The sequence below is a fragment of the Pseudoglutamicibacter cumminsii genome, from assembly GCF_016907775.1.
In the GTDB taxonomy this organism is placed as follows: Bacteria; Actinomycetota; Actinomycetes; order Actinomycetales; family Micrococcaceae; genus Pseudoglutamicibacter; species Pseudoglutamicibacter cumminsii.
The window spans coordinates 1,150,793-1,164,330 of the sequence record NZ_JAFBCO010000001.1 but is presented as its reverse complement, the minus strand read 5'-3'; the positions used below and the strand labels follow the sequence as shown (position 1 = coordinate 1,164,330).

General features: G+C 59.0%; 8 protein-coding genes. 5 read left to right on the top strand and 3 right to left on the bottom strand.

All coding sequences use genetic code 11. The annotated features are described in order from the left end of the window. Positions 1-160 precede the first annotated feature (160 nt). Positions 161-3,970, bottom strand: coding sequence for a hypothetical protein (locus JOD50_RS05355; RefSeq protein WP_204880705.1), 3,810 nt, complete (start codon positions 3,968-3,970; stop codon positions 161-163). Between the two features lie 761 nt (positions 3,971-4,731). Here JOD50_RS05355 and JOD50_RS05350 point away from each other — a divergent pair. After that, positions 4,732-7,125 carry an AAA family ATPase gene (locus JOD50_RS05350; protein ID WP_204880704.1) on the top strand — a complete coding sequence of 798 codons (2,394 nt, stop codon included), beginning with the start codon at positions 4,732-4,734 and terminating at the stop codon, positions 7,123-7,125. Here the strand turns inward: JOD50_RS05350 and JOD50_RS05345 are convergent. Continuing rightward, entirely contained in the window at positions 7,122-7,769 is a 648-nt protein-coding gene (locus JOD50_RS05345; protein ID WP_204880703.1) for a hypothetical protein, read from the bottom strand. The genes JOD50_RS05350 and JOD50_RS05345 overlap by 4 nt on opposite strands. 188 nt (positions 7,770-7,957) lie before the next feature. On the opposite strand from JOD50_RS05345, the gene JOD50_RS05340 reads away from it, so the two are divergent. From JOD50_RS05340 to JOD50_RS05330, 3 genes are read left to right on the top strand one after another with little or no spacing between them, the layout of a single operon-like run. Next, entirely contained in the window at positions 7,958-9,427 is a 1,470-nt protein-coding gene (locus JOD50_RS05340) for an NAD-dependent succinate-semialdehyde dehydrogenase (RefSeq protein WP_204880702.1), read from the top strand. Positions 9,428-9,472: 45 nt separating this feature from the next. Then, a complete protein-coding gene (locus JOD50_RS05335) occupies positions 9,473-10,486 on the top strand; it encodes a patatin-like phospholipase family protein (RefSeq protein ID WP_204880701.1) in 1,014 nt (337 codons plus the stop codon). After that, a complete protein-coding gene (locus JOD50_RS05330) occupies positions 10,483-11,256 on the top strand; it encodes an SIR2 family NAD-dependent protein deacylase (protein WP_204880700.1) in 774 nt (257 codons plus the stop codon). The genes JOD50_RS05335 and JOD50_RS05330 overlap by 4 nt, the downstream gene beginning before the upstream one ends. A gap of 48 nt (positions 11,257-11,304) precedes the next feature. Here the strand turns inward: JOD50_RS05330 and JOD50_RS05325 are convergent, their stop codons facing one another. After that, on the bottom strand, positions 11,305-12,201 hold the full coding sequence (locus JOD50_RS05325; protein ID WP_204880699.1) for a transporter substrate-binding domain-containing protein: 897 nt from the start codon (positions 12,199-12,201) through the stop codon (positions 11,305-11,307). 92 nt (positions 12,202-12,293) lie between these two features. On the opposite strand from JOD50_RS05325, the gene JOD50_RS05320 reads away from it, so the two are divergent. Further along, positions 12,294-13,532: a hypothetical protein gene (locus tag JOD50_RS05320; RefSeq protein WP_204880698.1), complete on the top strand. Its 1,239-nt coding sequence runs from the start codon at positions 12,294-12,296 to the stop codon at positions 13,530-13,532. Positions 13,533-13,538 lie beyond the last annotated feature (6 nt).

Genomic DNA, 13,538 nt, shown 5'->3' with positions numbered 1-13,538 from the left:
CTCACACACTTGCTGCCACCTGGCTGGTCTGGCGGGAGGCGTCATGTCTTTTTGTCCGTGGTGCTTAAACGGGTGCGGGGTCAAAGATCTTTTTGATCTTTGACCCCGCACTTTGGGAGGGCTAGCTGCTCAGCAGCTTACTTATTTCCTTAGCCGTACCTTAGTGTTCTGCTGCGCGGCGGCGCCACATGAGCATGGCTCCTGCGAGCATCAGCAGCCCCGTCCCTGCACCGATGATGCCGAGCACGTCAGCACCGGTCTTGGACAGATCAACTGGCCCTTCTGGTGGAGCAGGCGGAACGACTGGGACACAGGCGTCGTTGTTGTCTGGGCCATCGGAGTCGTTCTCCATGGTGACCTTGTTGAACAAGCCCTTGGCAGGGTTACCCTCGCCGGTTAGCTCACATTCAGCCGCGGCGGCCCAGTCAACACCGGACTTGGCGACATCACCGATCAGGGTCACGGTGAAGGTCTTAGCCTTGCCGGCCTTGAGCTTCACGCCCTCAGTCACGGTGAACGATCCATCGACCAGTTCAACGGCCTTGCCGTCGACCTCGGCGCCGGTGACCGTGAAGCCTTCCGGAACGCTCGGGCTGTCGATGACAGTCTTTGACGTGCCGGTTGCGTCGCCGATGTTGGCGACAGTCACGGAGTACACCGCCTTCCAGGTCTTGCCTTCGGCCGTGGCAACGGACTTGGTGTCTGCGTCCTTCTTGACCTTGAAGGCAGGCTCGCCTTCCTTGATGACTGGAACACAGGCATCGTTGTTCTCAGGGCCATCGGAGTCGCCCTCCATAGCGACCTTGTTGAACAGGCCCTTGGCAGGGTTACCTTCGCCCTCGAGTTCACATTCAGCGACTGCGAGCCACGCGACGCCGGACTTGGCGACATCACCAGTCAGGGTCACGGTGAAGGTCTTAGCCTTACCAGCTGCGAGCTTCACGCCCTCGGTCACCGTAAAGGTGCCGTCAGTGATCTCAACAGCCTCGCCGTCGACGGTCGCACCGGTGACGGCGAAGCCCTTCGGAACGGATGGGGTGTCAGTGACAGCCTGCGACGTGCCAGCGATATCGCCGGTGTTCGAAACGGTCACCTTATAGGTGGCCTTCCAGGTCTTGCCTTCGGAAGTCACGACAGACGTGGTGTCTGCATCCTTCTTTACAGCAAAGGATGGGTCCTTACCGACAGGGTTGCACGCGTCATTGTTCTCAGGACCATCAGAGTCACCCTCCATGGTCACCTTGTTGAACAGACCCTTGGCAGGATTGCCCTCACCCTCGGTCTCGCATTCACCGACAGCGACCCAGTCAGCCTTACCAGCCTCATAGGTACCAGAGAGAACAACCTCAAACACCTTGTCCTCACCAGCAGCCAGCTTCACACCATCCGTCACCGTGAAGACACCGTCAGTGATCTCAACCTCGGTACCGTCAACAGTCGCACCGGTGATGGTGAAGCCCTCCGGTACCGATGGAGTATCGGTGACAGCCTTGGAGGTGCCGTCGATCTCACCATCATTAGTGACAGTCACGGTGTAAGCAGACATCCACTCACCATCAGCTGCCGTAGCGCCAGCCTCGGCCGAGTCCTTCTTCACCTTGAACGACGGATCCTTCGACACAGGGTTACACGCGTCATTGTTCTCAGGACCATCAGAGTCACCCTCCATGGTCACCTTGTTGAACAGACCCTTGGCAGGATTGCCCTCACCCTCGGTCTCGCATTCACCGACAGCGACCCAGTCAGCCTTACCAGCCTCATAGGTACCAGAGAGAACAACCTCAAACACCTTGTCCTCACCAGCAGCCAGCTTCACACCCTCGCTGATCGTGAACGAACCATCAACCAACTCGACGGTCTCACCGTCAACCTTGGCTTCAGTCAGTTCAAAACCAGCAGGAACCGATGGAGTATCGGTGACAGCCTTGGAGGTGCCGTCGATCTCACCATCATTAGTGACAGTCACGGTGTAAGCAGACATCCACTCACCATCAGCTGCCGTAGCGCCAGCCTCGGCCGAGTCCTTCTTCACCTTGAACGACGGATCCTTCGACACAGGGTTACACGCGTCATTGTTCTCAGGACCATCAGAGTCACCCTCCATGGTCACCTTGTTGAACAGACCCTTGGCAGGATTGCCCTCACCCTCGGTCTCGCATTCACCGACAGCGACCCAGTCAGCCTTACCAGCCTCATAGGTACCAGAGAGAACAACCTCAAACACCTTGTCCTCACCAGCAGCCAGCTTCACACCCTCGCTGATCGTGAACGAACCATCAACCAACTCGACGGTCTCACCGTCAACCTTGGCTTCAGTCAGTTCAAAACCAGCAGGAACCGATGGAGTATCGGTGACAGCCTTGGAGGTGCCGTCGATCTCACCATCATTAGTGACAGTCACGGTGTAAGCAGACATCCACTCACCATCAGCTGCCGTAGCGCCAGCCTCGGCCGAGTCCTTCTTCACCTTGAAGACAGGATCTTTACCAACAGGAGTGTTCGTGTAAATGCACGAAACGTTGGCTGGCCCCTTGGCGCTGTGCTCAGGGATCGTCACCTTGTATTGCTGGCCAGAAACCGGGGTCGGCTCGAGCTTTTCAGTGCCGCCCTGCGGATAGCTCGCTTCGCACGACAACGTCGTGTCATATTTGTTCAGCTTCGAAGTGGAGCCAGCAGCCATTTCTTCATTGATGATGTATTCACCACCAAAACGGACGATCGCTGGCCCGATCTGCTGCTCCTGCACACCGGTCTTGTTACCGCTCGTCGTCGCTTCAGCGAAGATACCACTGTCCTGAGCCTGGTCGTCCGCGGTCAAACGGAACTGGTCGTCCTGCGCAATGCGTTGTACAACGTCCTTCTTCACTTCGAGCGTCGGTGGCGTGTGGCACGACGCGAGGTCAGTGTTAATCAGACCAGTGTTGCCATCGATCGAGTTAGCCTTACGGTCCAAGACGAATGACGTCGGATCGTATTTGAACGCGGTGCGAACCGTAGCGATGATGAGCTGACCGTCTGAGTCGACGGAAAGGCTGTTCGCAACGCCATCAGCTCCGCTGATGTAGCGAGTCACGGTAGACGTACCGTACAGCTTTGGCATATCTGGCGTGTTGCTGTCTACCGGAAGCCACGACTCCGGAATGGTCACGAGCTTAACAGCAGAAGTTCCACCCGACGGCTGCTTAGCGAACAGCAAGTGGAAGTTACCAGCATGGTCGAAAACGATGTCACCGTTCGCATCGTCCCAGCTGTACGGTCCGGCTTTGCTTTCTACGAATACCTTCGCGATGTGACGCAGGCGCCCACCTTTCGGATCTACCGAGCGCAGAGCAAAGTAGAGGTTGTAACGTCCATTGCCGTCGTTTTCCTGATGGAACCCACCGAAGTAATAGCGACCGTCAGCGGGGTTAACAGCACCCGCGATCAGGTCCATGTTCTGCTGTTCGTAGCTCAACTCCCGGAACTGGTAATAGTCGCGACCGTTCTCCGTGATCGGGATACGTTCCGGGTTGTTTCCGTTGGCGTCGTACTTGAACAGGTCGAAGTGGCGGCGCACGCCCTCAACCCAAATGCTGTTCTGATAGGACCCTTTCGACCAGCCGCGGAACGCATAGAACGTGTTGCCATCCCGCGTCACACCAAGACCATTGACCTGCTCTTTACGTGCCCATGCCGCGTCATAGCCAAGGTCCATCCCGCTCAGCGGGTAAGTGGCCCGAAGATTCGTTGACCCCAGGTTCTGCGTTGACCCGTCGGCCGTGTTAATTTTACGCAACTGCCCGTTCTCTAGGATTCCGAACGAGGTGTTCGGCGCGCACACGTTCGAGTTCACGCGCGCTGGAGTCATCGAAGCGTTGGATGAAGCCTGATTCTGAGTAGTGAGTTTCGAAACCACCGATGCCGGCTTCGCTCCATGCGACGAAGCCGGCGTTTGGGACGCTGTTGCGGATGACGCGACAGCAGGGGACATCGTTGCTAACAAACCAAAACTAGCTATCGAAGCTAAAACCCTTTTCTTTAGCCTCTTGAGCCGCAATTTTTCTTGCGCCACAGTAGTAATCCTTCACTCAGACACACAAGAGATACACAGGTTCACCGGAGATAGAGGTGACTCGCGAGTAAATATACCCACTGGATTTACTAACCCAAAGCGCCAAAAGTCAGCTCACTCAACTGAACGAACGTTCCTAAATTGACTCAAAACTGCCCCTACGTCTCGCAAAATTCATTGATTTCAAGCGGATCTCGCCAGATGAGAGATGACGATAAATGACCCCAAACTGTCCGTTCGAGGCGCGAAATAATTCCTGAAAAATATTTTTCAGTTCCATGGAGCGGACAGAGAAATGGACGTTTGGCCGCTGAGAGACCCTCACCCCATCACAGCTAGGCGCCTAACCCCACCTTTAAATGAGTGATGGCGGAGCCAAGGGTGAGAAGTCCTCGCTCCGCCATCACGGAAAAGTGTTCGTAAGTACATGTTTGCGGGCTAGCAAAGCTAAACTCATGAACACACTCCACTGAATTCGCTTAGAAAACAGCGGATGATAACTACCTAAACACACCCGGTGCGTCCCGTCCACTTGAGCACCCCACCTGTTCACTACACGCAATAAAGCTCGCATCGTCGTTCAACAAACCAGCGATGTCTATCCACACAGTTCATCCATCCCCCGAGCATCCAACCCAACCACCTCATCGCAAGCCCACCCACACGGATAAGATCAAGCCATGCCCGGCATCGTGATGACCCCCGAGTTGAGTGCTGTACTCAACCATCTCCAAGCGGGCAATCACGCATTCATCACAGGCAAAGCGGGTACGGGTAAGTCCACGCTTGTGCGGCTATTCATGGAACAGACATCCCGCAACGTACTAGTGGCTGCACCCACCGGTATGGCCGCGCTGAACGTCGGCGGGTTGACGCTACACCGGTTGTTTAGCTTCCGGCCCGGCATGACGGAAGCGATGGTGCGCTCGCCTCGGTATTCACCTGCAGCCCATCGTGAAGTGCTGGAACGGCTCGATGTGCTGGTTATCGATGAAGCGTCGATGGTGCGGGCTGATCTGTTCGATGCGGTGGCCGCCGCACTGGAACTGTATGGCCCGCGGCCCGGCGAGCGGTTCGGTGGGGTTCAGCTGGTTCTGGTGGGTGACGTATATCAACTGCCGCCTGTGGTGAGCCCGAGCGAACAAGAGCGTTTTGAACAGGACTATGAAAGTCCGTACTTCTTTTCTGCACGGCATTTCCCGGAAGGGTCGTTCCCCGTCTTCGAGCTCACTCACGTGTTCCGGCAAGAACACGGCTCCCGGTTCACTGAGTTGCTCAACGGTGTGCGGGATGGGTCACTGACACAACGCAGCCTCGCGGAGCTGAACGAACGGGTTGATCCGGGGTTCTCCCCTCCGGCCGATGAGCCGTGGATGACGCTCACCACCACCAACCGGATGGCGGATGCCGCGAACCGGAGGGAACTCGAAAAGCTCACGACGTTCGCGCTGACTTCCGAAGCCGACACCGTCGGCGACCTGACTGGCTTCGAGACGCCCGTCCCCCACGAGTTGGAGTTGCGGATTGGCGCGCAGGTCATGATGGTGGTCAACGATCCCCTGGACCGTTGGGTTAACGGAACCCTGGGCGAGATCACTGACTTAGGTTGGGATAAGGACGGCGAACCGTGGGCGGAAGTGGCCACTCCTCGCGGCGACATCTTCATCACCCGCCCGCACACGTGGGAAGTTCTCTCCCCGATCGCGTTGGAAAGCGGCCGGCTCTCGAATTCTGTTCAGGGCACGTTCCGGCAACTGCCCATGCGGCTTGCGTGGGCCATCACCATCCACAAAGCCCAAGGCCAGACTCTTGACCGCGCGATCGTGGACATCCGCGGAGGCGTGTTCTCCGACGGTCAGCTCTACGTCGCGTTATCACGTGTCCGTTCGATGGATGGTCTGATTTTGCGGCGGACCGTTCTACCGAAAGACATCCACGTCGCCCCATCGTTGCGGCGCTTCTTACGTTCCCAACGTGGCGCTGACGTTGGCGGCGCCACACTGACCGACTCCGCACACGATGCCGAAGCCGCCCACGATGCCGGCCTTGCATTCATGTCGGTGGTCACGGTAGGTGATGCGGGACGCGGCTGGCGTCCACGCCCGCTAGAAATCGCGGTGGTGACCTCTGACGGCGAGGAAGCATCAACGCTCGTGAACCCTGGCCGGGATCTAGGGGATGCGGCTTCTAAGTACGGTATCGATGCGGATATGCTCACGCTCGCGCCGGATACGGCGCAAGCATTAACTGCGCTGGGCTCGCTTCTTGGTGGCCGGACCGTGGTCGCGGCGAACGCTGATACGTTGCGCGGGCTCATCGATTTCGAGTTGCGCCGGCTCGGACTCATGGAACATATGCCGCTGTTTGTTGACATAGGCGGCGAAGGGGGCGTCGGTAACCGCACGGCGAGCGCCGGCCCCACCACCCCCGCGAACTCCACCGCCCTCTCAACCAATGGCGCTCTCCCGCGTGCGCGCGAACTCGCCCATACCCACCACGGATTCACACCTGAGGATCCTGACCCATGGACCGCATGGGAACACAGCAAATGTTCTGGCTATCTACTCACCCGTTCCGCTACAAACGCAACCGACGCCGGTACCCACCCCAGCGCCGCCGTTCCGTCCGCTGAACCACTCACATTCGTTCCGCAGGATAAACAGCTGACGCAAGCGCACATCAACCACTTGGCGGCCCGGCTCGAGGGCCGCACCCTCGGCCCTGCAACAACGGAACTCAAACGCACCATCGAAGCCGAGTTTGGCGTCGTGATCCCGTACGAACCGCCCGCGCCCGGCCCCGTGCTTGCGGACCTCCTGAAGCCGGAGGCGCGGATCGCGTTCACAGGCACCATCACGCTCGGTGGCAAAACCTGGGACAGGGCCGTGTTCGCCAGGTTCATAGAGGAACACGGATTCGTTTCGAGCGCCAACGTCACAAAAACCCGCACGGATCTGCTGGTGCTCGCGGATGTCAACAGTGAATCGGGGAAAGCGAAGAACGCCAGAAAATACGGGACCCCGATGGCTTCGCTTGAGGATTTCCTCGCCGCGTTGGAGGAGTCGGAAATCTAGCTCGCGGCCGGCTCTGATCCCGGTACCGTAGCCTCTGCCTCCGGCGCCACGGCTTTTTCGTAGCGCCGCACCCCAAAGAACGTCCAGAACGCCGTCACGGCGGCCACAATGTAGAGAATCCACGAGGTCAATACGAACGGCCCCGGTCCTACATCGGTTCGTGCCGCGGAGCCCGCGCCGTTGGTTGAAAAGAACCACCAATTGGCGACGATGCGGGACGCCGTCACAGCGAGCGTTACCACGAGCATGGTCCAGATGCGCCCCAACGGTACGCGCGCCCCATCCCCGGCACTGTTGGCAGACCCAGCACCGTTGCCAGCCCCGGCGCCGCCGGCAACGTGGGCGTTGGCAACGTGGGCGCCGCTTTCCCCTCGAAGGCTACGTTGCTCGTTGTGCCCGACGATGAGCGCCACGACGGCGCCGCCGATCGCAACCAGGAAGATGAGGCCACCAAGTGGGATGCCTATATACATCAGTGCCCGGCCGACCGCCGCGCCTGGGGCTGATGTGTAGACGAAGACCGCGACAATCGCGGTGGGGATCAAATTGGTGACGATCGAACCGACAGTGACTCGAACCGACTTATGGAGCTTCACGGCTCGCGAATCAGTGCGCCAGGTTGAGGCCATAGGGGAACCACTCATGCTCTCTCCCCCTCGCTTCCCTCAACCTGCCCTGCCATGTGCGCAACGCGGCATCTGGTGCCGGCGCTACCACCACCATCGTTGTTTGACCATTGTAGGCAGGTGATTCCCTCAAAACCGTGGAAACGTTGACAAAACACGAAGAGTTCACGTGGAGTTCGGTGGGTGCCACGTGGGAGACTCTGAGTATGACTTCTGTATCTTTCACCAGCTCGAATGGTTCTTTTGACGTCCAGACTGGCTTGTTCATTGACGGCGAGTGGGTTGCTGCGGCCAGCGGCGCATCGTTCCCTGTTCTTAACCCGGCCACGGCCCAGGAGATCACGCAGGTGGCCGATGCGGGAGTTGAGGATGCGCGGCGCGCGTTGGATGCCGCTGTTGCTGCGCAGAAGGAGTGGGGTTCCACGACCACTCGTGAACGCTCCGATATTCTCCGCAAAGCATATGAGCTGATCCTTGAGCGTGCCGATGACATCGCTCAGGTGGTCTCGACGGAGATGGGTAAGCCTCTGAGTGAAGCGAAGGGGGAGGCCACCGATGCCGCGGAGATGCTGCGGTGGTTCTCTGAGCAGGTTCAGCATCAGACCGGTAACTTCGCTCCCGCCCCGAAGGGCGGATACCGCATCATCACGACGTATCAGCCTGTGGGCCCGTCCTATCTTGTGACCCCGTGGAACTTCCCAGTTTCGATGGGTGCACGCAAGGCCGGCGCTGCGCTTGCTGCCGGCTGCACGGTAGTCATCAAGCCGTCTGACCTGACGCCGTTGACGATGTCGCTGTTCGTTCAGGTCCTTCACGACGCCGGTGTTCCCGCTGGTGTGGTGAACTTGGTTCCAACGCTTGACGCTCCGGCGCAGTCCGCTGACCTCATGAAGGACGAACGCCTGCGCAAGGTCTCGTTCACAGGCTCCACTCCGGTGGGTACTCAGCTTTTGAAGCAGGCCGCTGATAACGTCATGGCCGCCTCGATGGAGCTGGGCGGCAACGGCCCGTTCCTCGTGCTGTCCAAGGCGAATGTCCGCTGGGCCGCGAAGGGCGCTGCGCGCCTGAAGTTCCGCAATGCCGGGCAGGTATGTATTTCTGCCAACCGCATCATCGTGCACAAGGATGTTGCGGATGAGTTCAAGCAGATCTTCCTCGAGGAAGTCGCCCGCTTGCGTGTGGGTGCCGGAACTGATCCGGAGACGACAGTGGGCCCGCTGATCTCTGACCGCCAGCGTGAGCGCGTGCAGGGCCTACTTGCCGATGCGCAGGAAAAGGGCGCCACGGTTCTTGCCGGCGGCGACTGCCCGGACAGCGACGGCTACTTCTTGAACCCGACCGTGGTCGAGAACGCTCCGCTGGATTCCGATATCGCAACCACCGAGATCTTCGGCCCCGTCGCGTCCCTGTACATCGCTGATTCCGATGAAGAGGCCATCCGCATCGCTAACGACACCCGCTTTGGCCTGGTCGCGTACGTGTACTCGCAGGACATCGTGCAGGCGATGCGCGCAGCTGAAGCGCTCGAAGTCGGCATGGTGGGCTTGAACCGTCCGGCTGTGGCTGACCCTGCAGCTCCGTTCGGTGGCGTGAAGGCGTCTGGCCTGGGTAAGGAAGGCGGCCACAACGGCATCGAGGAATATCAGGTCGAGAAGCTCATCGCGATGACGGTGTAAGGCAACTGTGTCTAAGGTGATTTACGGTATCTGAAGAGAATTACGGTGTCTGAAGCGACTTTCCGGGAGGCACGGCTCGCCCCACAGCCGGTCGACCTGGTGATTGAAGGTGGCGGGGCGAAGGCTGTTGCCGTGGCTGGCGCGGTGGATGAACTGCGTGCAGCGGGCTACACGTTTGAGCGGATTATCGGCAGTTCGTCAGGTTCGCTGGCGGGCGCGTTGCTCGCCGCTTTGAAGCATTCGGGTGAAAGCCTGGATAGGTTCAGCGACCTGGTGACGTCCTTTGATTTCACCAAGATCCTGGATGCTGGCCCAATCGCGAGCAAGTTCGGCCCGCTATCCAAGCTCGCCATCCCGTACCGGTTGTTGCGGTACGGAGGCATGCACCCGGGCCGCTATATGAACTCGTGGATCGCCGGAGTCATGAAGGACCTCGGAACGGAAACCTTCGGTGACCTGCGCCGCGATGATTCCCCGTTCGCGGATGAGGACATCACGCATCGCTATGGTTTCGTGACGCTCACGACTGACCTGAGCCAGCGCCGCATGGCTGTGTTCCCGTGGGATGCCGAGGACTACGGTTTGGATCCGGATGAGATTTCAGTGGCCGATGCGGTGCACGCTTCCGCCGCGCTACCGGGCGTGTTCCAGCCTGTTGAGATCACAGGTAAACGTGGCACCGTCACGTTTGCGGATGGCGGGCTGGTCTCTAACTTCCCTATCAAACTCTTGGCTAATAATGAGGAGAGGGAGGCTGACTGGCCTACGATCGGCATCAATATGACCCCGCGCACCCCTGGTAAGGAGCAGCTGGAGTCGGTGCGTAAGCCGATACCTCAGTTGCGTGCCTTGGGTCAGGTGGTTTTGGAGGGCCGCGAGACCCGCCGGATCGATGACCCGGAGATCGGTCAAAACGTGATCGCGATCGATACCGCCCCGTACACCTCTATCAGCTTCAACCTCGATAGCGACGACCATGAAGAGCTCATGGACCGCGGCCGCGAGGCCGTGCGTCATTGGCTCGAGGGTGAGGACGCAACAGGAACCGTACCCGAATGATCCCTCCATCTGATGCCGCAGCTTTCGATGCCGCCGCCACCGTGCTCTCTGGAGCCAAGCGCGTGCTCGCACTGACGGGCGCGGGCATCTCTACCGCATCGGGCATCCCTGATTTCCGTGGCCCTCAGGGTCGCTGGACCCAGGACCCCGATGCGGAGCGGATCTCCACCCTGTCCTGGTACCTCGGTGACGAGGCTGTGCGGCGTAAGGCGTGGCAGGTGCGCGCGGATTCGGTCGCGTTGAAGGCGCAGCCGAATCCGGGCCACGATGCGCTGGTTGCGTTGGAACGCACGGGCCGGCTTGCGGGGATCGTCACGCAGAACACCGATGGCCTACACCTGGTGGCGGGTAACTCACCGGAACTGGTCCACGAGATTCACGGGAATCAGCGGCGTTGGCGGTGCGAGGATTGCGGTGCGGAAGGCCCGATGGCTGACATGGTTGCCCGCGTTCACGCTGGTGAGACGGATCCACGTTGCCCTGAGTGCGGCGGGATTACTCGCGCGACCGTGATCTTGTTCGAGGAAGCCCTCGATCAGGACACGATGCAGGCGAGCATCGAGCTCGCCCAAGCGTGCGATGTGGTACTTGCGATCGGCACGAGCCTCACCGTGTATCCGGTGGCTGGGTTGGTTCCATTGGCAGCGGAAAACGGCGCGCAGGTCGTGATCATCAACGCGGAGCCGACCCAGTTCGATGCGTTCGCCGACGCTATGGTGACCGAACCGATCCAGGACGTGCTGCCCCGCCTCGTCGCGGCCCTGCCGTAGCCCTACCCTAAAGAGGCAGGGCTACGGCGTTTGCTGTTGGGCAGCTGATTATTCCGTGCGGAAGCTCAGTTCCTGATCCCCTACCCACGGCTCTTCGATCTCGCGGTAGGTTCCGTCCTTGAAGCTCTTCTCGAGCCAGTCGTCCACAGCTTTCTTGAATTCGGCGTCGCCCTTAGGCAACATGAATGCCTTATCAAACTGGTCGAATGGACGATCCGGGTTAGTCGCGCACAGCTCCGGGTATTTTTCGTCGATGTACAGAACTTCGGCACGGTCAGTCGTCATAACGTCAGCGCTGCCTTTAACGATCTCATCGAAGATCGTCTTGTTGTCGTGAGTTTTCAGGGTGCCTTTCGGATAGTGCTTCTTCGCGAACACCTGATTGGTCCCACCCTCCGGCATGATGCTCACAACGCCTGGCTGGTTAATCTGTTCGATCGTCTTGTACTTATCCTTCTCCTCGCAACGTGCGATCGGCGTCTTGCCGTCCTTGAGCAGCGAGGAACTGAAATCGACTTTCTTGGCGCGCTCATCATTGACGGAGATACCGCCTACCGCCATGTCACATTTGGCGAGGAAATCCGGCATCAGGGTCTTCCATTCGGTGCTCACGAATTCCACTTTGACATCTAGATCTTCAGCGAATTTCTTAGCTAGATCAACGTCGATTCCGCTGAAATCGCCGTCCTTTTCTACCGTGAAGGGCGCATAGTCTCCCGTAGTGCACACGGTGAGCACGCCTTCCTTCTTAATGGCAGCGAGCCGGGATTCTGCAGTTTTCTGTTCGGCCGAGTGGGTTTGCGACGAGCTTTCCTGTGCCGTATTTTGTTCTGACTCGGATGCTGTTCCGCAACCGCCCAAGGCTCCAATAAGAGCTGCTGCCGCGGATGCTGCGAACACTGCACGGATGGTTTTCTTATGGTTCGATGATGTGATGTAGCTCATGCGGGAACTTTAGCGGGCTAGGCAATACAGCTGTCAACAGGTCACAATGGTGAGTTAGAAATTAAGTCACCGCTGTAGTTCTGGATGGAATAATGTCTGAATCTTCCCGTCATGATGAGGAAGCGACGCAGAGTTTCCCAGCGTCCCCACCTCCTCCTGGCCCCGAGGACGAAGCAACACAAGCACTGCCCGCCGCGCCCGCCGCTCCCGAGGCTACGTCCGACGCGGCCCCTGCGGTACCGCCTGCACCGTTGCCGCTAGACGCGTTCCACGGAGCAGGCCTCGACGGCACCGACGGCCACGGCACCACATTCCAGGACACTCACTTCCAAAGTGAAGAGTTCCCTAACGAGGACACCACGCACGGCGAGAGCATCGACGACGCGACGTTCACCAACCACACGGCGTTCCTCACGCCTGCCCCTTCCTCTGATTCAGGGCCTTTCGTCGACCCTGAACCGAGCAGTGAATACCACGGCCTCGACAGCGAAATGTGGTACCAGGACGCCCCCGCAACGTTCGATGCGGCAACATATTCCGCCGTCAACGCACCATCCGGCGGCCCCTACCTAGACGACTCCACCGATTCCGGCCGAGCCACCAGCGTTGCAGCTGGCGTGACCGCGGCAGGACTCATGTCCGCGACCCACAACGCGGCCTCCCCCGCATCGTCCCGCCGTGCCTCATCGCGCCGCTCGGCATCCAAACGCTCATCAGACGGAACAGGCAAAAACATCACGATCGCCGCAGTCCTAGCGGCAATGCTCGGTCTCGGTGGCGGCGTGATCCTCGGCAACACCCTGCTCGCGCCAGACCCGACGCGTTCAGCTGAATACATGAAGCTGTCCTCTGAGAAATCTCAGGTTGATTCGCAGGCCGCCAAGGGCGAACAGAAGCGCGAGGAACTCGAGCAAACCATCGCGTCCTATAAAGACGAAGAACACGGCCTCAACGCTCAGCTGAAAGATCAACAGAAGAAACAGAAGGAACTTCAAGACGATCAAACCAAGCTGAAGAAGGACCAGGAGCAACTCAAAAAAGATCGAAAGAAGCTCAAAAAGGACCGCGAGAAACTCGAGAAAGATATCGAGATCGTCTCGCGGCCAGGCAGAAGCAGCGGCCAATGGGAAATCGGAGAAGACATTCCCGAAGGCAAGTACCGCACGAAATCCAGTGTCAGCGACCGTTGCGTCTATGCCGTCTACGCAGACTCTGCCTACTCCAAGGTGAAATACTCCCGTGTGGTCGACAGCGGAACACCACGCCTGACCCTCAAAGAAGGCGAATTCTTCAGTTCGATGGGATGCGGCAGCTGGGTCCGCGACACCTAACGGATC

Excerpts from the sequence above, each read along its gene's own strand:
- JOD50_RS05355 (WP_204880705.1), bottom strand. The coding sequence starts at position 3,970 with ATGTCCCCTGCTGTCGCGTCATCCGCAACAGCGTCCCAAACGCCGGCT.
- JOD50_RS05350 (WP_204880704.1), top strand. The coding sequence starts at position 4,732 with ATGCCCGGCATCGTGATGACCCCCGAGTTGAGTGCTGTACTCAACCAT.
- JOD50_RS05345 (WP_204880703.1), bottom strand. The coding sequence starts at position 7,769 with ATGAGTGGTTCCCCTATGGCCTCAACCTGGCGCACTGATTCGCGAGCC.
- JOD50_RS05340 (WP_204880702.1), top strand. The coding sequence starts at position 7,958 with ATGACTTCTGTATCTTTCACCAGCTCGAATGGTTCTTTTGACGTCCAG.
- JOD50_RS05330 (WP_204880700.1), top strand. The coding sequence starts at position 10,483 with ATGATCCCTCCATCTGATGCCGCAGCTTTCGATGCCGCCGCCACCGTG.
- JOD50_RS05325 (WP_204880699.1), bottom strand. The coding sequence starts at position 12,201 with ATGAGCTACATCACATCATCGAACCATAAGAAAACCATCCGTGCAGTG.
- JOD50_RS05320 (WP_204880698.1), top strand. The coding sequence starts at position 12,294 with ATGTCTGAATCTTCCCGTCATGATGAGGAAGCGACGCAGAGTTTCCCA.